General features: G+C 50.4%; 17 protein-coding genes. All 17 read left to right on the forward strand.

What is annotated here, in order from left to right:
* Positions 1-29: 29 nt before the first annotated feature.
* The 17 genes from ACIHKT_RS03475 to ACIHKT_RS03555 all read left to right on the forward strand — a co-directional run bounded on the left by ACIHKT_RS03475 (position 30) and on the right by ACIHKT_RS03555 (position 19,894).
* Complete coding sequence (locus tag ACIHKT_RS03475; protein ID WP_086035562.1) at positions 30-1,274, forward strand: homoserine dehydrogenase; 1,245 nt, start codon at positions 30-32, stop codon at positions 1,272-1,274.
* A gap of 56 nt (positions 1,275-1,330) precedes the next feature.
* Entirely contained in the window at positions 1,331-2,227 is an 897-nt protein-coding gene (gene thrB / locus ACIHKT_RS03480; RefSeq protein WP_086035563.1) for a homoserine kinase, read from the forward strand.
* Between the two features lie 33 nt (positions 2,228-2,260).
* Positions 2,261-3,466 (forward strand): aspartate kinase, encoded by a 1,206-nt coding sequence (locus ACIHKT_RS03485; protein ID WP_086035564.1) that lies wholly within the window; start codon positions 2,261-2,263, stop codon positions 3,464-3,466.
* Positions 3,467-3,663: 197 nt separating this feature from the next.
* A complete protein-coding gene (miaB, locus tag ACIHKT_RS03490) occupies positions 3,664-5,076 on the forward strand; it encodes a tRNA (N6-isopentenyl adenosine(37)-C2)-methylthiotransferase MiaB (protein WP_236849656.1) in 1,413 nt (470 codons plus the stop codon).
* A 66-nt stretch (positions 5,077-5,142) separates the two neighbouring features.
* Positions 5,143-5,547, forward strand: a complete 405-nt coding sequence (locus ACIHKT_RS03495; protein WP_086035565.1) for a YlbF family regulator — start codon at positions 5,143-5,145, stop codon at positions 5,545-5,547.
* Positions 5,548-5,593: 46 nt separating this feature from the next.
* A complete protein-coding gene (gene mutS, locus ACIHKT_RS03500; protein WP_174403160.1) occupies positions 5,594-8,212 on the forward strand; it encodes a DNA mismatch repair protein MutS in 2,619 nt (872 codons plus the stop codon).
* Between the two features lie 196 nt (positions 8,213-8,408).
* Entirely contained in the window at positions 8,409-8,543 is a 135-nt protein-coding gene (locus ACIHKT_RS03505; RefSeq protein ID WP_274380229.1) for a hypothetical protein, read from the forward strand.
* Entirely contained in the window at positions 8,536-10,365 is a 1,830-nt protein-coding gene (gene mutL, locus ACIHKT_RS03510) for a DNA mismatch repair endonuclease MutL (protein ID WP_174403161.1), read from the forward strand. The genes ACIHKT_RS03505 and mutL overlap by 8 nt, the downstream gene beginning before the upstream one ends.
* A gap of 89 nt (positions 10,366-10,454) precedes the next feature.
* The gene (gene miaA / locus ACIHKT_RS03515; RefSeq protein WP_174403162.1) at positions 10,455-11,399 is read left to right on the forward strand and encodes a tRNA (adenosine(37)-N6)-dimethylallyltransferase MiaA; all 945 of its coding nucleotides are present in this window, start codon (positions 10,455-10,457) and stop codon (positions 11,397-11,399) included.
* Positions 11,396-12,682, forward strand: coding sequence for an HlyD family efflux transporter periplasmic adaptor subunit (locus ACIHKT_RS03520; protein ID WP_086035569.1), 1,287 nt, complete (start codon positions 11,396-11,398; stop codon positions 12,680-12,682). The genes miaA and ACIHKT_RS03520 overlap by 4 nt, the downstream gene beginning before the upstream one ends.
* Entirely contained in the window at positions 12,660-13,406 is a 747-nt protein-coding gene (locus tag ACIHKT_RS03525) for a YggS family pyridoxal phosphate-dependent enzyme (protein WP_086035570.1), read from the forward strand. The genes ACIHKT_RS03520 and ACIHKT_RS03525 overlap by 23 nt, the downstream gene beginning before the upstream one ends.
* Positions 13,407-13,445: 39 nt before the next feature.
* Positions 13,446-13,958, forward strand: a complete 513-nt coding sequence (locus ACIHKT_RS03530; RefSeq protein ID WP_086035571.1) for a cell division protein SepF — start codon at positions 13,446-13,448, stop codon at positions 13,956-13,958.
* Positions 13,958-14,713, forward strand: coding sequence for an RNA-binding protein (locus ACIHKT_RS03535; RefSeq protein ID WP_086035572.1), 756 nt, complete (start codon positions 13,958-13,960; stop codon positions 14,711-14,713). The genes ACIHKT_RS03530 and ACIHKT_RS03535 overlap by 1 nt, the downstream gene beginning before the upstream one ends.
* Before the next feature lie 14 nt (positions 14,714-14,727).
* Positions 14,728-15,606 carry a DivIVA domain-containing protein gene (locus ACIHKT_RS03540; RefSeq protein WP_086035573.1) on the forward strand — a complete coding sequence of 293 codons (879 nt, stop codon included), beginning with the start codon at positions 14,728-14,730 and terminating at the stop codon, positions 15,604-15,606.
* Positions 15,607-15,655: 49 nt separating this feature from the next.
* A complete protein-coding gene (gene ileS, locus ACIHKT_RS03545) occupies positions 15,656-18,448 on the forward strand; it encodes an isoleucine--tRNA ligase (RefSeq protein WP_174403163.1) in 2,793 nt (930 codons plus the stop codon).
* A gap of 68 nt (positions 18,449-18,516) precedes the next feature.
* Positions 18,517-18,987, forward strand: a complete 471-nt coding sequence (gene lspA, locus ACIHKT_RS03550; RefSeq protein ID WP_174403164.1) for a signal peptidase II — start codon at positions 18,517-18,519, stop codon at positions 18,985-18,987.
* Positions 18,980-19,894: an RluA family pseudouridine synthase gene (locus ACIHKT_RS03555; RefSeq protein WP_086035576.1), complete on the forward strand. Its 915-nt coding sequence runs from the start codon at positions 18,980-18,982 to the stop codon at positions 19,892-19,894. Before lspA ends, ACIHKT_RS03555 begins: the two co-directional genes overlap by 8 nt.
* The last annotated feature ends 25 nt before the right edge of the window (positions 19,895-19,919 follow it).

Below are 19,919 nucleotides of genomic sequence, written 5' to 3' on the forward strand. Positions count from 1 at the left end.
AACAGAGCAGTAGTAAGGAGTGCTGAAATATGGTTGAGGTTGCAGTTATGGGCTACGGTGTCGTGGGAACCGGTGTTGTGCAGGTCCTTGCACAGCACGCAGAAGGTCTTTCTCATCGTGCACATGAAGGAATTCACATCAAGTACATTCTGGTGCGTCATGATTATCCGGAACCGCCTATGATGGGCACCTTTACTAGGTCCTTTGAACAGATTTTAAATGATCCGGAAATTCGCATTGTTGTGGAAGTTATGGGTGGGCTGGACCCCGCGTATAATTATGTGCGCCGCTGTCTGGCAGCAGGAAAGAGCGTAGTTACTTCCAACAAAGAGCTGGTTGCTGCCAAGGGCGCGGACCTTCTGCAGGTTGCAAAAGATCACAACGTCAATTTCCTGTTTGAGGCCAGTGTCGGCGGCGGTATTCCGATTATTCGTCCTATGAGCCAGTGCTTGGCGGCCAATATTGTTATTGGCATCGCGGGTATCTTGAATGGTACTACCAACTATATCCTTACAAAAATGTTTCAGGAGGGCGTGTCTTTCCAGGACGCACTGGCGGATGCTCAGCGGCTCGGCTATGCGGAACGTGACCCTTCCGCGGACATTGAGGGAACCGACGCTTGCCGGAAAATCTGCATTTTAACTTCCTTAGCTTATGGCAAGCACGTGTATCCCGAGCAGGTGCATACCGAGGGCATTACGCATATTACGTTAGCGGATGTTGAGTATGCACAAAAATGGGGCGGTGTCGTCAAGCTGATTGCAGAGGCGAGACGCACGGACAGCGGAAAAGTAGACGTCGTTGTCTGCCCAATGTTTATTTCTGGAGAAAGTCAGCTTGCTAATGTTGACGATGTCTTTAACGGCATTATGGTCCGCGGTGATATTACAGGAGACATTGTCTTTTATGGAAAAGGCGCCGGCAAGATGCCGACGGCCAGTGCTGTGGTAGCAGATGTGATTGACTGTGTGAAGCACTTAAAAGCCCGCAAGTACCTTTACTGGGCCGACGGTTCTCCAGACTATGTGGCGGACTACCGTGAAACAGCCCGTCAGTTCTTTGTGCGGGCGCATGCACAGGACACGGATGCGGCTTATGAGCAGGCCGTGGCATTGTTTCCGGGCGCTTCCCGTCTGTACCGGAAAGAGGCCGATGCAAAGGAGCTCGCCTTTGTAACGTCGCAGATACCGGAAAAGGACTTTGACACGGCACTGCAGCATCTGAAGGCAGTCGGCGTCACGATTGACAACAAGATTCGTATAGGCGATATGTAATTTTTTACCGCAAAATAGAAAACGATAAACAATTTGTCTTGTCAGGAGTAACTTTTATGATACGTATCCAAGTACCAGCTACCAGTGCCAATCTGGGTTCCGGCTTTGATTCTTTGGGCATTGCACTCAATCTGTTTAACCAAGTCTGGATGGAAGAAGCAGACACAATTGATATTTCCTGCAAAGATGATGTGCAGGTTCCAATAGATGAACATAATTTGATTTACTGGGCTGCCAGCCAGCTGTATGAAGAATGCGGTCGAAAGCTGCCGGGCATGAAAATCGTTCAGCTGAATAATATTCCAATGGCACGGGGTCTAGGCAGCAGTTCAGCGTGTATTGTCGCCGGCATTTTGGGAGCAAACCGCCTGTTGGGTACACCGCTGGACCAGAAGGACCTGGTTTCCTTGGCAACCAGAATAGAAGGACACCCAGACAATGTAGCGCCGGCCATTGAGGGCGGTTTGGTTGCCTCTGCCATAGAGGGCGAAAAAGTGTACAGTGTCAGTGTGCCGGTGTCAGAAAAAATTCGTTTTGTTGTCTTTATTCCGCCTTTTGAGCTAAAAACGGAGAAGGCCCGCTCTGTTCTGCCGGACACCTATTCCCGTGCTGATGCAGTTTACAATCTTTCCCGTTCAGCACTGATGACAGCGTCGCTCTTTTCTGGAAATCTTGAAAATCTGCGGGTCGCGGTACAGGACCGTATTCACCAGCCTTACCGCTGCGGCCTGATTGCCAATTATGATGATGTATACCGTATGAGTTACGAACTGGGTACACTGGGCACTTGTGTCAGCGGTGCCGGTCCCACCATAATTTCTATGGTTAAAACAGAGGAGGCAGAGGCTTTTGCACAGGCTGCAAAGGCGCGTTTGTCCTCTAAGGGGTTGGACGGATGGCAGGTAAAGCTGCTGCATACAGAACCTGACGGCGCGCAGATTTTCATTGAGTAACGAGTTCTATAACGAAACGGGGGATAAGAGGGAATGAGTCTAATTGTACAGAAGTTCGGCGGCAGTTCTGTAGCAAATGCCCAGTGCGTTTTTCATGTAGCGAAAATTATTACCGATACATACAAAGCGGGCAACGATGTTGTGGCAGTTGTTTCTGCACAGGGTGATACGACCGATGACCTGATTGCCAAGGCAAATGAAATCAACCCGAATGCCAGCAAGCGTGAAATGGATATGCTGCTGACAGCCGGCGAGCAGATGAGTGCGTCACTGATGGCTATGGCCATTGAGAAAATCGGCTGTCCCGTTGTTTCTCTATTGGGCTGGCAGGCGGGCTTTACCACTAGCACCGCCTATGGCAGTGCCCGCATTCATAAAGTGAATCCGGAGCGCATTTGCCGGGAACTGGACAAAAAGCATATTGTTGTGGTAACCGGTTTTCAGGGAATCAATCGGTTTGACGATATGACAACGCTTGGCCGTGGCGGCAGTGATACCAGTGCAGTTGCGCTGGCGGCGTCGCTGCACGCTGACTTGTGCCAGATTTTCACGGATGTTGAGGGTATCTTTACAGCGGACCCGCGCAAAGTGAAAAATGTCAGAAAGCTTGACTACATTTCCTATGATGAAATGCTGGAGCTGGCCACTTTGGGTGCGCAGGTGCTGAATAACCGCTCGGTAGAGCTTGCAAAAAAGTACGGAATTGAGTTGGAGGTGCTTTCCAGTATGACAAACGAACCCGGTACCATTGTAAGAGAAACCAGCCATATCGAAAAAATGCTTATCAGCGGTGTGGCAAAGGACGGCGACATTGCCCGTATTTCCATTATCGGTGTCCCGGACCGGCCGGGTCTTGCCTTTAAGATTTTCACTAAACTGGCAGCCAAAAATATCAATGTGGATATTATCTTGCAGTCCGTTGGACGCAATGGTACAAAGGATATCAGCTTTACAATTGGGAAAGATAACCTGAAAGCAGCCATGGACCTGCTGAATCCGTATGTGGATATGATAGGCGCCTCTTCCGTAGCCTATGATGACCATGTGGCAAAGGTCAGCATTGTCGGTGCCGGCATGGAATCCCACCCCGGTGTGGCATCCACTATGTTCGAGTCCCTGTTTGAGTCTGACATCAACATTCAGATGATTTCCACTAGTGAAATTAAGATTTCGGTGCTGATTGATGCAGACGATGCGGACCGTGCTGTATCAGTTATTCACGGTAAATTCTTTGATTGATTTTTGCTTATTTTAGGCTGCCACGGAGCCGGGGCTTTTGCCCTTTGGTTTGCGGCAGCCTTTTTGTCTGCGGGCAATATTCTGCTTCTCCGCCAATTCTGCAAAAAGCATGGATTTCCGTATTCTTTCGTTTCGTTTTTAAATAAAATGTGATATAATAAAAAGACTTATGATATGAAAGCAAGGAGGACCGGCTTTTGTCAGAACAGCTTTGTACATCGGTAATGGAAGAACAGAATTATATCCGGCAGCTGAGGCAGATTATGCAGGTGCGGAAACGTGGGGAAGTACCACTTGCCTTTGTGCACACCTACGGCTGCCAGCAGAACGTAGCGGATAGTGAAAAAATAAAGGGAATGCTTGTACAGATGGGCTTTTCCTTCACCCAAACACCGGAAGATGCCGACTTCATTTTATTCAATACCTGCGCCGTACGGGAACACGCTGAGGACCGTGTCTTTGGCAATGTCGGCGCGCTGAAAAACATCAAGCGCCGTCATCCCAGCCTAATTATTGCCCTGTGTGGCTGTATGATGGAGCAGGAACATGTTGCCCAGCGCATTCATGACAGCTACCCATTTGTCAGCCTTTTGTTTGGTACACATCAGATTTGTCAGTTCCCGAAGCTGCTGTTTACCTGCGTTACAGATGATAGGCGTGTCTTTGTGCGCGGCGGAGAGGAACAGGACCGTACCATTGCAGAGGGTCTGCCAACCTACCGCGACGGAAAAGTCAAGGCGTGGCTTACTATTATGTACGGCTGCAACAACTTTTGTTCCTATTGTATTGTGCCGTATGTGCGCGGGCGGGAACGCTCCCGTACACCGCAGGCCGTTCTTGCTGAATTTCAGGAATTGGTTGCGGCAGGATATAAGGACATTACCCTGCTGGGACAGAATGTCAATTCCTATGGCAAAAACAACGGCTGCGGGGTTAACTTTGCGCAGCTGCTGCAGATGCTGGACAAAACGCCCGGCGATTACCGCATTCGTTTTATGACCAGCCATCCAAAGGACTGCACACATGAGCTACTGGATACCATGGCAAATGGCAAGCATATTGCGCATCACCTGCACCTGCCGTTCCAGTCCGGCAATGACCGTGTGCTGAAAGAAATGAATCGCCACTATAATCGCAGCCAGTATCTGGAACTGGTCAGCTACGCGAAAAAAGTGATGCCGGACCTAAGCCTTACCAGTGATGTGATTGTAGGATTCCCCGGTGAAACCTATGAAGAATTCTGTGATACCCTTTCTTTAATACAGGAAGTGGACTTTACCAGCCTGTTTACCTTTATTTATTCTCCACGGGAAGGAACACGTGCCGCAAAAATGCCGGACCCCGTTTCCGCCGAAGAAAAGTCACGCTGGTTTCGGCAGCTTTGTGACACACAGGAACAAATTGCCGCACAGCGCTGCGCGGCGGCTGTCGGCACAGTACAACGTGTGCTGGTGGAGGGCAGAAACGCGAAGACAGGCCTGCTGACCGGCCGCACCGGCGGCAACATCATCGTTGATTTTCCGGGAAATGAAGATTTGTGCGGAACCTTTCAGCAGGTACGCATTACGCACGCGCGCAACTGGATTCTGACCGGCGAACTGCTCCCCTAACGGAACGGAAAATTTTGCTTATCAATTTATTTTTGATATAAATATTATTATTTAAGGAGAACACACATGAATATCATTGATGAAACCAGAGCACTTGGCCGCACTCTGCAACAGGACCCCCGCTATGACAGACTGCAGGAAGCCACTGCAAAATGTGATAAGGACAAAGAGTTGCAGGACCTGATTGGCAACTTTAATCTTCTGCGTATGAACCTCAACGCGGAAATGCAGAAGAACCCGCAGGACACTGACAAAATTAATCAGATGAAAGCGGACCTGCAGAAAGCCTATGACGCAACCATGGAAAATGCCAACATGACACAGTACAGCGTTGCACAGAAGGAAATGCAGGACCTGCTGAACCGTATGGCCGGTATCCTGAACCAGTGTGCACAGGGTGCAGACCCCGCTACAGCGGACTACAATCCCTGCACACACGACTGTTCCACCTGTGGCGGCGGATGCCACTGATTCGCACTGTCTGTCTGTTTTGAAAATGTAAGGAGGAAACCGGTTCATGGCAAGTCTTTCACCCATGATGAAACAGTATTTTGAAATGAAAAAGAAGTACCCGGATACGATTTTGTTTTTCCGCCTGGGTGATTTTTACGAGATGTTCTACGACGATGCCAAGCTGGTTTCCCGTGAATTGGACCTTACCTTAACTGGACGTGACTGTGGGCAGGAAGAACGTGCCCCTATGTGCGGCGTGCCTTTCCACAGCTATGAAACGTATTTGGCCCGTCTGGTTGCCAAAGGCTACAAAGTCGCTATCTGTGAGCAGATGGAGGACCCGGCACTGGCAAAGGGACTGGTTAAACGGGACATCATCCGCGTGGTTACACCCGGCACAGTGCTGGAAAGCAGTATGCTCGACGAATCCCGCAACAACTATATCAGTTCGGTCTGCGTCCGCGGGGAAACCGCGGGCGTCTGTTTTGCAGACATTTCTACCGGGGAACTGTACGCAACTTCCTTGCATAAAAATCTGGAGGAACAGCTGCAGAATGAACTGTCCCGTTATTCACCTAGTGAGATCCTTGTGAATCAGGCAGTGCTGGACTTTAAAAAGCTGCCGAAGTTTATTCACGACCGCCTTTGTGCCAGTGTGGAACTGCTGGACGAGGCGGACTTTGAACAGTCAGAGGCAGAAAAGAAGGTCCTGCAGCAGTTCCAGAAGGATTCATTGGAACAGCTGCAGCTGGACGATAAGCCGGAGCTTACTTCTGCGCTGGGCGCGCTGTTTGCCTATTTAAAACAGACGGAACGCACGGGAGTGGAGCGGATTGCCGCCATACAAATGTACAGCGGCGCACAATATATGCGGCTGGACCTAAACACGCGCCGCAATTTGGAACTGACGGAAACCATGCGCAGCGGGGAAAAGCGCGGTTCCCTTTTGTGGGTGCTGGACAAAACACATACGCCGATGGGCAAGCGCCTGATTCGCAGCTGGATTTTGCAGCCGCTGTTAAGCCCCGCCGCTATTAGCCGCCGTTTAAACGCTGTCGAAGAGTTGACGGAGGATTCTGTCCTGCGTGACACTATCGCCGAACAGCTTTCCGGCGTACATGATTTGGAGCGGGTGATGTCCCGTGTTGTTTACGGCAGTGCAAATGGCCGGGAACTGCGTGCACTGGAGGGTACAGCCCGCCGCCTGCCACCGCTGCGTACCGCACTGAAAAACGTGCAGTCCCAGCTGCTGTGCAAAATCTTGGAGGATATGGACCCGCTTGACGATATTGCGGATTTAGTGGACCGCGCAATCGTGGAGGAACCGCCGTTTTCCCTGCGGGAAGGCGGTATTATCCGTTCCGGTTTCAGCGAGGAACTGGACCTGCTGAAAGGGGACATGAGCAGTGGCCGCGGTGTGCTGGCACAGATAGAAACGCGTGAACGGGAAAAAACCGGTATCTCCAAGTTGAAAGTGGGGTACAACCGTGTCTTTGGGTATTACATTGAAGTACCCAATGCCTTTAAGGAGAAGGTACCGGAAACGTATATCCGCAAGCAGACTTTAACAAACTGTGAGCGTTACATTACACCGGAACTTAAACAGCTGGAAGGGCGCATTCTCGGCGCACACGACAAAAGCGTGCAGCTGGAGCATCAGCTGTTTGAACAGGTGCGTAAGCAGATAGCCGGTGAGATGGACCGGGTACAGCGTACAGCAGTAGCAGTAGCACAGCTGGATGTCCTGCTTTCCTTTGCACAGGTCAGTGTGGGCCATCAGTATACCCGCCCCATTGTGGATATGAGTGGAAAGCTGGAGCTGAAGGACAGCCGGCATCCGGTGGTGGAGGCCCTTCTGGAAGCGCCTTTTGTTCCAAATGATGTGACGCTGGACAAGGACCAGAATCGGGTGGCCATTATTACCGGCCCCAACATGGCGGGCAAATCCACTTATATGCGGCAGGCTGCCTTAATTACGATTATGGCACAGATTGGCTGCTTTGTTCCGGCAGCCTCTGCCAGGGTAGGTATTACGGACGCTATCTTCACACGGGTGGGTGCTTCCGATGACCTTGCGGCAGGACAGTCTACCTTCATGCTGGAAATGGTAGAGGTTGCAGATATCCTAAAAAATGCAACGCCGGACAGCCTGATTATTCTGGACGAAATTGGCCGAGGAACTTCTACATATGACGGCATGAGCATTGCCCGTGCAGTGGTCGAATATGTGGCCGACAAAAAAACGCTGGGCGCGAAAACACTGTTTGCCACACATTATCACGAACTGACCGCACTGGAAAATTTGCTGGACGGTGTGAAGAATTACAATATTGCCTGTAAAAAACACGGTGATGACATTACGTTCCTGCGACGGATTGTGCGCGGCGGTGCAGATGAAAGCTATGGCATTGAAGTAGCAAAGCTTGCCGGTGTCCCGAACAAAGTCATTCAGCGTGCAAAACGGATTTTAGCGGAACTGAATCGGAACGCACCCGCGGATAAAAAATCTGTGCGCAAGGCAAAGCCGCAGCTTGCAGAGGAATCCATGCAGCTTACTTTAACACCACCCGGTGAAAAAGAAGCACTGGAACGTCTGCGTAGCATGGATGTCAATACGCTGACGCCAATCGAGTGCATGAATCAGCTGTTTGAGCTTTCTAAGCTTGTAAAGGGAGAAAAATGATATGCCGCTTACCATACGGTCCATGACAAAAGAAGACTTTCCTGCGGTGAAGCTTATCTAAAGCGCGGGACCCGCTTCTTTATCTGGCAGGTATGTTCCATGATAATACCGCGGACCATGCGGTTTATGGTTGCGCCGGCGCTGTGCGTACCCGTCAGTTGCTTGGCGGGCGTCACAGCAAAAACGAAGCTGTTATTTGTCGCTGATGCACTTTCTGGTTTCTCGGCAGGAACTTTCTTATCGGCTGGACTTTGCGGCCGATTTTCTGCACAGAGCGGAAATGGAGTGCACCGGAGGATTGACTGTGGAAGGAAATGAACAAAATGCCTAAAATCCATGTCCTTGAAAAACATGTTGCCGAACTCATCGCGGCCGGAGAGGTAGTTGAGCGCCCCGCTTCCGTGGCAAAGGAACTGGTGGAAAATACAGTAGATGCGGGAGCAACCGCTGTTACAGTGGAAATTAAGCACGGCGGCATTCCGTTCCTGCGTGTCACGGATAACGGCTGCGGCATGGTAAGGAAAGATGTTCCGCTGGCATTTCTGCGCCATGCAACAAGCAAAGTACAGGGAAAAGAGGACCTTGCCGGTATCCACACGCTGGGTTTCCGGGGAGAAGCGCTGGCATCGATTGCGGCGGTTTCCCATGTGGAGCTGCTGACGCGCACAGCCAATGACCTTGCCGGAACGCGATACTTGATTTCCGGCGGCGATGAGGAAGGCTGTGAGGACGCCGGCTGCGCACAGGGAACGACTTTTGTCGTCCGTGACCTCTTTTATAATACGCCGGCTCGTATGAAATTCCTAAAAAAAGACGTAACCGAGGGCAATGCAGTGTCCGGTGTGGTCGACCATGAAGCGCTGGCGCACCCCGAAATTGCTTTTCGCTTCCTGCGGGACGGAAAAGAGACGCTGCATACGCCCGGTGACAATAAGCTGAAGAATGCAATCTTCGCGGTGTACAGCCGTGAATTCACACAGGGTCTGCTGCCGGTCCGCTATGAATTAAACGGCGTGAAGGTATGGGGCTATATCAGCAAGCCAGTGGCTTCTCGGCCGAACCGCAGTATGCAGAATTTCTTTTTTAATGGCCGGTATGTTCGTTCCCGAACCGCAATGGTCGCTATGGAGGAAGCCTTTAAAGGCAGTCTGATGGTGGGGCGGTTTCCTGCCTGTGTTCTTCATATCCAGTTGGCCTTTTCAGCGGTAGATGTTAACGTGCACCCCAGCAAAATGGAAATTCGCTTTATGAATGAACGTCCGGTCTTTGAGGCCGTTTATCATGGTGTCAAGACAGCTCTGCAAAAAGAGGACACTCCCAGTATTCTTAAGCTTCAGCCGCAGCCACAGAAACCAACACAGGTAATTTTCCCTACACCTGTTACAGGTCAGCAGATGCACCTGCAGCCGCAGCGACACCAGATGCCGGCAGTGCATGACAGTGTTACATTTGCTGATATTCCTGCGGTGCCCGCTGATAAAGTAGCTGTCCCGCCGCCCATCCAAACAACAGCGGCTGTTCCGCCTGCAAACGAACCGACCGCGGTGGAGTCGGACCTTGCACCGCAGACATCGGGGGATGCAGAGGAGAAACCGCAGAAGCTGATTGGTGAAGCTTTCGGCACTTATATTCTAGTACAGCAGGGGGACGACGAAATCCGCATTGTGGATAAGCATGCGGCTCATGAGCGAATGCTGTATGAACAGCTGAAGGCACAAACTGGTGACTTGCCGCAGCAAATGCTGCTGTCACCCATTACGGTAACACTTTCTAAAGAAGAGTATACAGCGGTATTGGAGCATACCGAGCTTTTGGCAAGGGCCGGATTTGACATAGAGGACTTTGGGCCGGGAACCGTGTTGGTACGCAGCGCGCCAGTTATGCTGCAGGAAAACATTTCATCTGCAGTGGAAGAAATGGCTGGATATCTGGCTGAAAACAGGACCAGCATTTTAACCGAAAAACTGGACTGGCTGTACCACAACATTGCCTGCCGTGCGGCAGTGAAAGCCGGAGATGAGAGTACACCGGAGGAACTGCTGGAACTTGTTCGGCGGCTGGAAAAAGAAGATGTTCGTTACTGTCCGCACGGCCGTCCCGTCTCCATTGTTTTGCGGCGCAAAGATTTGGAGCACCAGTTTGGCAGAATTTGACCATCATTTATTTTTTAGTGTCAGCACGTCTAAGATAAAACATAAATTGTCCGTATTTTACATTTGAAACAGGAACAGGGGAGGTTCAGATGAATAAAATTCCTTTGGCAGTGGTTGCTGGTCCTACTGCTTCCGGAAAGACACGCCTGGCGGTTTCCCTGTGCAAAGTCTTTCACGGCGAGGTCGTTTCAGCAGATTCCATGCAGATTTATCACGGTATGCAGATTGCAACCGCTAAACCAACCGCGGAAGAGATGAACGGCATACCGCACCATATGATTGATTTTCAGTCTCCACAGGAACCGTTCAGTGTGGCGGATTATGTGCGCCTTGCATCTGAAGAAATTAAGAACATCCATAATGCCGGTCATTTGCCGGTACTGACAGGCGGTACGGGGCTTTATATCCGCAGTCTTCTGCAGGGGATTTCCTATACACAGCAGAATGCTGATGCGTCGATTCGCAGTCAGCTGGAACAGCAGGCGGAAACGGAAGGCCCGCAGGCCCTGCATGCGGAGCTTATGAAGGAAGACCCGGGTGCGGCAGAAAAGATACATCCGCATGATATCAAGCGTGTGATTCGTGCGCTGGAAATGTACCGCACAACCGGAAAAACACAGGCGGAGAATGCAGATGCCTCCAGGCAGGAGAGCCCATATCGCTCTTGCTTCCTTTGCCTGGGCTTCCGTGACAGGGAAAAGCTGTATCAGCGCATTAATGAGCGTGTAGGCCATATGATGCAGCAGGGCCTACTGCGGGAGGCAAGAGAAGTATTACAGACTGACTGCGCGACTGCACGGCAGGCAATCGGCTATAAAGAACTGCTGCCGTATATGCGGGGGGAATGTTCCCTGCAAGAGGCAGTGGCCTCTCTCAAGCGTGAAACACGCCGCTACGCTAAGCGCCAGATGACTTGGTTTCGCAGAGAAAAGGACGCCCGCTGGCTGTGGGTAGATGACTACGAAACTTTTGAGGACCTTTCCCAGGCGGCCCAGACAATCATCAAGAATTTTCTGAAAGGAAGCAGCCTATGAACAAGCTACTGGTTAAACGAATTTTGTCGCTGGCTGCGGCGGCTGTTATCCTTCTGTTTGTCGGGTATCAGATTTTTCAGGCAAGTTTTTCACATCAGAAAACAGAAACGGCTTTGTATAAAACCGTGGCGGATTCTATTACCGTCAGCGGATATGCGATTCGGCAGGAGTCGCTGGTCACCAGTCACACCAGTGGTGTTTTGCAGTACGATATTCCGGACGGTGGAAAGGTGGACAAAGGCGGTACAGTAGCCCGTGCCTACAGCAGTGTTGCAGATGCCGGGGTCCTGCAGAAAAAGGAAAGAATGACCAATGAAATGACAGCACTGCAGTCGCTGGCCAGCCAGGGCTCTTATGTAGGAGCGAACGCGGACAATGTGGATTCTTTACTGAGTGACCAGCTGCTGCGGGTTATCAAAGATGCCAACGACGGCGACGCGGATATTACAGATTCCCGTCAGCAGCTTTTAAACTTAATGAATGAAAAGCAGCTTTCCAGCGGCCAAATCACCAACTTCTCTGCCCGTATCAGTGCACTGCAAAAGCAGATTGCCGCGCTTCCTGCCAGCAGCAGCGGTACATCACTTGGAAAAGTAACGGCCAATGCTTCCGGCTATTTTTCCAGCAAAACGGACGGATACGAATCGGTGTTCCCTTACCAGAATGCAAAGGAACTGCTTCCAGAAAATCTTTCGGATTCCGTGAAGCCAAAAGCTGTTCCCAAAGATGTTGTTGGAAAAGTCTGTTCTCAGTTTAACTGGTACTTTGCCTGTGTTGTCAGCGCATCCAATGCCTCTAAATTTCAGCCGGATACTTCTGTTACCATTACATTTCCCTTTGCCAGTTCCTCGGAAGTAAATGCGACGGTCCTGCGTGTGAACCAAAAAACGAAGGCTTCACCGGCAGCCGTTATTTTACAATGTAACACCATGAACAGCGCCCTTGCCAATATTCGACATGAAACTGCGAAGATTACAGTTCATACTTACAAAGGCATTCAAATCAACCAAAAAGCGGTTCATTTTGAAAAGCAGCAGCAGACGGTGCAGGAAAACGGAAAGACCGTTACCAAGGAAAAAACGGTAGAAGGGGTATACGTTTTATATGGCATCAAGATGAAATTCAAGCAGATTACGCCGCTGTACAGCGACGGTACCTATATTTATTGTTACTGTGACCCCAATCCGGATCCAAGCAAAAGTTCCACAAAGGAACAAATTCAGCTGTATGATGAAGTCATAATTGAAGGGAAGGATTTACGTGACAACAAAATCATTGAGTGAAGAAGATTTACAGCGTCGGTTCCGTGATGTAGAAGAAAACCTCAAAGTGGTGGAAGAGCGCATTGCTGCTGCGGCGGAACACGCTGGGCGCAAACGTGAGGACATTACTTTGCTGGCGGCCACAAAAACCGTGCCTGTGGAAATCATTAACCACGGGATTGAGGCGGGCATCCGCTGCATTGGTGAAAACCGCGTGCAGGAACTAATGGACAAATATGAAGGATACCGCAAGGACCTTGCAGACGTTCAGTTTATTGGCCATTTGCAGACAAACAAAGTGAAATATCTGATTGGTAAAGTCAGTTTGATACAAAGCATTGACAGCCGTAAATTGGCCGCGGAGGTTTCCCGCCTGTCCCAGCGTGCTGGCATTACGACCAATATTCTGCTGGAGGTAAACATCGGCAGGGAAGAAAACAAGTCCGGTGTCCTGCCGGAGAATTTGGAACAGCTGTTGGGTGAAGTATCACAAATGCCGAACATTCAGGTGCGCGGTTTAATGGCAATTCCGCCGGCAGGGGCTGAAAAGGAAGAAACTTTTGCGTATTTTACCCAAATGTATCAATATTTTATTGACATAGGCTCGAAAAAATTAGATAATGTCAGTATGCAACGTTTATCAATGGGAATGTCCGCCGATTATGAGCTGGCGATTGCAGCAGGTGCCAATATGGTGCGTGTCGGTTCCGCTCTGTTTGGACCCAGGGATTACTCCAAAAAATAAGCGCGTAAAACAGAAAAAAATTTAGGGGGCAACTTTCATATGCCAGGACTGATGCAGAAATTTAAGGACCTTTGGAATCCGCCCGAAGAAGAATATGATGATTACGATTACGAGGAAGAGCAGCAGGAAGAGCCTGCTCCACGCCCACATCAGGCACCGCGTGCGGAGCAGCAGTCTTCTCCTTCTGTTTCCCGGCGTGAACGTACACAAACAGCGTATGCCCGTTCCAATTCTGACGGAAAAGTGGTCAATATCAACAATTCTCGTCAGCTGCAGGTCGTCATCTTCAAGCCACAGCATTTTGGGGAAGAAACCTGTGCTGTTGCGGACGAACTGATTCATACCAATACTGTCGTTCTGAACCTTGAAGAAACGCAGAAGGATATTGCCCGCCGCATTATCGATTTTCTCAGCGGCGTTGCCTATGCCAACGGCGGAAAAATTAAGCGCGTTGCAACCAACACGTTCATCATCACTCCTTACAATGTTGACCTGATGGGTGAGGACAACGTAGAAGATTCCGACAACGGTGACAATGCTACATACTATTGATGCGTACAGATAGTCAGGATGCTGTACTGCAGGCCAAAGTGAAAGATGCTATCTATTCTGCCCAAAGCGGACGCGACGCACATTTTATCGGTTTTCTAGATGAGCGTCAGGCTGTACTGGTACGGCAGACAGCGAAACAGGCACGCTTTACACGTTATCTGCTTTGGGGCGGATATACGCAGGCAGAGCGCGTCTGTTTTGGTGCGTTTCCAGCATGGGAAGAACCTAACACTGTGTCATTTCCAATACACGCGGTAACAGCTGCGTTTCGTCCCTGCGACCAGCTGTCACATCGGGACTTTCTGGGTGCTCTGACGGGTGCTGGTGTCAGCCGTGAGGTGTTGGGGGATGTTTTACTGCAGGAGGGACGTTGCGTCTTTTTCTGCCGCAGTGAAATAATGGATTTTCTTTTAACACAAATGACAAAGGTCGGCAGAGTGGGTGTTCATCTTTCTCCGGATGCGCAGGAACCTCTGCCGCCTGCGCATCGGTATCGTCCTTTTTCAACAGTCATTTCTTCACCTAGGCTTGACTGTGTTGCGGCTGCCTGTACGGGGCTTAGCCGAGCAAAGGCACAGGAACTGCTGAAAAAAGAATGCGTACAGGTCAACCATCTGTTGGCAACTGACGCAGATGTTTCTGTAAAAGAGGGCGATTTGCTCTCTATCCGTGGCCGCGGCAGATATCGTATTGACACTTTTTCACAGCCAACCCACAAGGGCCGGTTGCGGCTGCAGGGCAGAAAATTTATTTGATGGAGGGTTAACAGATGCTGTCTTTAAATGATATTAAAAATAAAAGATTCCAAAAAGCCAGTCTGCGCGGGGGCTATATGCGCGAGGAAGTAGATGACTTTCTGGACGAAGTGGAGTCTTCCTATACTGCATTGATTCAAAAGACCGCTCAGCAGCACGATGAGTTGGAGCACAAAAAAAATGAAATGCGCCAAATGCAGGAAAAAATGAAATCAATGCAGGAGCAGATTCAAAAATATTGTGCTGAGGAAGATGAAATTAAGGAAGCGCTGCTCAGTGCACAGAAAATGCGGGATGCAGCTTTGCGAGAAGCGCGCCAGCAGGCTGACAGCATTGTTGCGGATGCCAACCGCAAAGCAAAAGGCATTGTAACTGAAGCTTCCCAGGAAATTGAAGGTGAACAGGAAAAGCTGCAGGCGATGAAGCAGGCTGTATCTGATTTCCGTTCGCAGCTTCTGCGTGTTTATAAGCAGCATCTGACGCTCATCAATGCATTGCCGCATATGGAAAAGAAGCAGCCGCAGCCTGCACCAGCTCCTGCGGTACAGCCGCAGCCTGCACCAGCTCCTGCGGTACAGCCACAGCCGGAAAAGGAGCCCTCGTACCCACAGGAAGCTGCAGCACCTGCGGCGAAACAAGAAGCACCTGCTGCGGCGGAAGCAGAGCCGGAAGAGGAGCCTTGTTACCCGCAGGAAGCCGCGGCGCCTGCGGCAAAGAAAGGCCCTGTGCCGGTCACTTTTGCCGATGAGTTGGACGAACCGGACTATTTAACAGCAAAACCGTTTGCTCCGGTAAAGAATGAAAACAAAGCGGATAAATCGGTATCTTCTTTTGCTGATGACTATGATTTAGACGATGAGGATGCTTCCGAAATTTTCAGTAAAAAGCATTGAGTCGGTAATAGCTTGTGTCGTGTAAATGTTGAAGGAGAATGAAAATCTGATGGATTACAAAAGCACTCTGAACTTGCCAAAAACGGACTTTCCCATGCAGGCACACCTGCCTAAGCGGGAACCGGAAACGCTGGCGGCGTGGGAAAAAGAGGACCTGTATGGGCAGGTCATGAAAAAGAACGAAGGGAAACCGGTCTTTGTCCTGCATGATGGCCCTCCGTATGCCAACGGTGACATTCATCTTGGCACAGCGCTTAACAAGGCCCTGAAGGACATTATTGTTCGGTCGAAGAATATGTCCGGTTATCAGGCACCTTATGTACCTGGCTGGGATACACATGGACTGCCTACGGAACTGAAAGCCCGCAAAAAAGCCGGCGTAAAAAACAGCGATACCATTTCTGACGTTGAGCTGCGCAAAATTTGCCGTGACTTTGCCCTGTCCTACATTGACGACCAGCGCAATGAATTCAAGCGTCTTGGCGGTCTGGGCGATTGGGATCACCCTTATGTTACGTTGACACATGACTATGAAGCCAAACAGATTGAAATATTCTCCAATATGTGCGAAAAGGGCCTGATTTATAAGGGCTTGAAGCCAGTGTACTGGTGCTCTGACTGCAAAACCGCTTTAGCAGAAGCGGAAATTGAGTATCAGGAAGACCCCTGTGATTCCATCTATGTAAAATTCCATGTAACAGACGATAAGGGAATGTTTACGGCAAAAGGGGCAGACCTTGCGCATACCTACTTTGTCATTTGGACTACCACAACATGGACCATTCCTGCCAATGAGGCGATCTGCCTTGGTCCGGAGTTCGATTATTCCCTGATTCACTGCGGCGATGAGTACTACGTTATGGCCAGCACCCTGTATGAGCAGGTTATGAAGGAAGCGGGCAAGACAGATTACTCGGTCATTGCTACCTTTAAGGGCAAGGACTGCGAGTACATGAAAGCACAGCACCCGTTCCTTGACCGTGAATCTCTGGTCATTATCGGCGACCATGTTACACTGGACAGCGGCACCGGCTGCGTTCATACTGCGCCGGGCCACGGCGTTGACGACTATAATGTCTGTCACGACCATTACCCGCAGCTGCCGATTCTAGTTCCGGTCGATGCGAACGGCCGTATGACTGAGGAAGCCGGCGAGCGCTTTGCCGGTTTGACAACACAGCAGGCAAATAAGGCAATCGCTGATTATTTGGTGGAAATCGGCGCTATGTTTGCGCGGAAGAAAATTATCCATCAGTATCCGCACTGCTGGCGCTGCAAGAAGCCGATTCTGTTCCGCGCAACGGAGCAGTGGTTCTGCTCCGTCGATGCCATTAAGGAGCAGGCTGTCAAGGAAATCAATCAGGTAAAATGGATTCCCGCATGGGGCCGTGATCGCATCACTTCCATGGTCCGCGAACGCAACGACTGGTGCATTTCCCGTCAGCGCCGCTGGGGTGTTCCGATTCCGATTTTCTACTGCAAAGACTGCGGTGAACCGCTGATGAGCAAGGAAGCCATGGCAAATGTTTCTGCCCTGTTTGCAAAAGAGGGCAGTGACTCGTGGTATACAACTGACCCGAAAGACATTCTTCCGGCGGGCACAAAGTGTAAAAAGTGCGGCTGCACAGAGTTTACCAAAGAGCACGACATTATGGATGTATGGTTTGACTCTGGCGTTTCTCACGCGGCAGTGGCGGATAAGCGTCCAGAACTGCATTGGCCGGCAGACCTGTATTTGGAAGGTGCTGACCAGTACCGTGGATGGTTCCAGTCCAGCCTGCTGACCAGTACCGCATGGCGCGGTCAGGCACCGTATAAAGCCGTTTGCACACATGGCTGGGTGGTTGATGGCGAAGGCCGCAAAATGAGCAAATCCATGGGTAATGGCATTCGTCCTCAGGAAATTATCGACAAATACGGCGCCGACATTCTGCGCCTATGGGTTGCGTCCTCCGATTATCATGCAGATATTCGTATTTCCAAAGCAATCCTAAAGCAGCTGTCTGATGCCTACCGCAAGATTCGCAACACGGCACGCTTTATGTTGGGAAACCTGCATGACTTTGACCCGGATAAAGATGCCGTGTCACAGGATAAATCGGAAGAGATTGACCGCTGGGCACTGCACTGCTTTGACAACCTGATTGATAATGTACGTGAAGGATACGATTCCCTGGAGTTCCACAACGCCTACCATGCAATCCACAACTTCTGCGTTGTCGATATGAGTAACTTCTATTTGGATGTTGCCAAGGACCGTCTGTATACAGAAAAAACAGACAGCCAGACACGCCGTGCGGCACAGACAGTAATGTATACCATTCTCAGTGGCTTAACACGTTTGGTCTCACCAATTCTTGCTTATACCAGTGAGGAAATCTGGAAGGCTATGCGTCACAGCAGCAAAGAAGACACTGCTTCGGTTATGCTGAATGAATTCCCGGATAAGACGGGCGTTCAGACAGATGAGGCTTTCCTGGCACGCTGGGACCGTATCCATGCAGTTCGGGACGACGTGAAGAAGGCATTGGAGCAGGCTCGGAAACAGAAGACCATTGGTTCTTCTCTGGACGCGAAAGTACAGCTGTTCTGCACCGGTGGCCTGTACGACTTCCTGAAGAGCGTACAGCAGGAACTGGTCAGTGTGCTGATTGTTTCAGCAGTAGAGGTTACAAACGGTGGCACAGGCACCTTTACAGATGTTGCTCTGCCGGACTTTTCGGTTACCGTCACCCATGCAGAGGGCGAAAAATGTGCCCGCTGCTGGATGTACAGTGATACAGTCGGCAAGGACTCCGCACATCCGGACATTTGTGAGCGCTGCGCACACGTACTTGCATAAAATGAACAATAAAGAACGGGGCGGCAGATAAAACCGCTCCGCTTTTTGTATGATAGGGGGAAACAATTATGCCATTTATCGCTTTACTGCTTGCAGCGGCAGAGGTCGCGGTTGACCAAATTTTAAAGCTGCTGGTTGTCCGCAATCTGATGCCTGTCGGCACCGTCACTTTGATACCGCATTTCCTTTCTCTGCAGTATCTTGAAAACCGAGGTGCGGCTTTCGGTATTCTGCAGAACCGGCAATGGGCGATTGCACTTATTACAGGCATTATTTGCGTTTTTATTGTCGTAGCTATGTTCCGCTATCAGGAGCGTACCAAATTATTTATGACGGTCTGCACGCTGATTCTGGGCGGCGGCGTCGGCAACATTTTGGACCGTCTGTTGCGGGGATATGTGGTGGACTACATTCATTTCCACTTTTTCCCGTTTATTTTCAACTTTGCGGATATCTGTGTCGTGGTTGGGGTAGCTCTGCTGATTATCAGTTTGTTCCTGCCAAGTCACGAGCCAAAGACCGAGGAAAATCATGCCTGAATATTATCATTTTACAGTAAAAGAAGAAGAAGCTGGCCTGCGGTTGGATAAATATCTCAGCCAGCAGGGAATAGGAGTGACTCGCTCCCTTGCAGAAAAGTATATTGGGCAGGGTTGTGTGACCAGTAACGGAAAAACACTCAGCAAGAGTTTCCGTGTCGCTGCCGGGGAGGAAGTGCAGGCGGTTATTCCGGACCCGCAGGTGCTGGACGTAAAGCCGGAAGCAATTCCACTGCATATTGTGTACGAGGATAATGACCTGCTGGTAGTCAATAAGCCGAAAGGTATGGTGGTGCATCCGGCGCCGGGCCATTATACAGGAACTTTGGTCAATGCACTGCTGGCATACTGTGGGGACACTTTATCCGGTATCAACGGTGTCATTCGCCCTGGAATTGTCCACCGTATCGACAAAGATACCAGTGGCCTGCTGATTGTCGCCAAGAATGATGAGGCACACAAGGGACTGGCAGAACAAATTAAGGTGCACAGCTTTACACGCATTTATGAAGCCGTTGTTCATGGTGTACTTAATCAGGACAGCGATACAGTGGATGCACCCATTGGCCGCAGCCCGGCAGACCGCAAGAAAATGGCCGTTGTACCAGACGGCCGTCAGGCGGTAACGCATTATCGGGTACTAGCGCGGTACCGCGGCTTTACCCATGTTCGTTTAAAGCTGGAAACTGGCCGTACACACCAAATTCGTGTACACATGGCATACATTGGTCATCCCGTCGCTGGGGACCCGGTGTATGGGCCTAAAAAAGCAGTTGCGGGACTACAAGGCCAGTGCCTGCATGCCAGAGTCATTGGATTTGTACATCCCCGTACAGGAAAGTATATGGAGTTTACCAGCCCGCTGCCGACTTACTTTACGGATTTTCTAAAAAGACTGCGTCCGTAATTTCTGCCGGCAAGGATAGACAAAC

The sequence above is a fragment of the Caproicibacterium sp. XB2 genome (genome assembly GCF_044880635.1).
Lineage (GTDB): Bacteria > Bacillota > Clostridia > Oscillospirales > Acutalibacteraceae > Caproicibacterium > Caproicibacterium lactatifermentans.

Coding starts and splice junctions, on each gene's coding strand:
- ACIHKT_RS03475 (WP_086035562.1), top strand. CDS start 30: ATGGTTGAGGTTGCAGTTATGGGCTACGGTGTCGTGGGAACCGGTGTT.
- miaA (WP_174403162.1), top strand. CDS start 10,455: ATGAATAAAATTCCTTTGGCAGTGGTTGCTGGTCCTACTGCTTCCGGA.
- ACIHKT_RS03540 (WP_086035573.1), top strand. CDS start 14,728: ATGCTGTCTTTAAATGATATTAAAAATAAAAGATTCCAAAAAGCCAGT.
- mutL (WP_174403161.1), top strand. CDS start 8,536: ATGCCTAAAATCCATGTCCTTGAAAAACATGTTGCCGAACTCATCGCG.
- mutS (WP_174403160.1), top strand. CDS start 5,594: ATGGCAAGTCTTTCACCCATGATGAAACAGTATTTTGAAATGAAAAAG.
- ACIHKT_RS03530 (WP_086035571.1), top strand. CDS start 13,446: ATGCCAGGACTGATGCAGAAATTTAAGGACCTTTGGAATCCGCCCGAA.
- ACIHKT_RS03520 (WP_086035569.1), top strand. CDS start 11,396: ATGAACAAGCTACTGGTTAAACGAATTTTGTCGCTGGCTGCGGCGGCT.
- ACIHKT_RS03535 (WP_086035572.1), top strand. CDS start 13,958: ATGCGTACAGATAGTCAGGATGCTGTACTGCAGGCCAAAGTGAAAGAT.
- thrB (WP_086035563.1), top strand. CDS start 1,331: ATGATACGTATCCAAGTACCAGCTACCAGTGCCAATCTGGGTTCCGGC.
- ileS (WP_174403163.1), top strand. CDS start 15,656: ATGGATTACAAAAGCACTCTGAACTTGCCAAAAACGGACTTTCCCATG.
- lspA (WP_174403164.1), top strand. CDS start 18,517: ATGCCATTTATCGCTTTACTGCTTGCAGCGGCAGAGGTCGCGGTTGAC.
- ACIHKT_RS03495 (WP_086035565.1), top strand. CDS start 5,143: ATGAATATCATTGATGAAACCAGAGCACTTGGCCGCACTCTGCAACAG.
- ACIHKT_RS03555 (WP_086035576.1), top strand. CDS start 18,980: ATGCCTGAATATTATCATTTTACAGTAAAAGAAGAAGAAGCTGGCCTG.
- ACIHKT_RS03485 (WP_086035564.1), top strand. CDS start 2,261: ATGAGTCTAATTGTACAGAAGTTCGGCGGCAGTTCTGTAGCAAATGCC.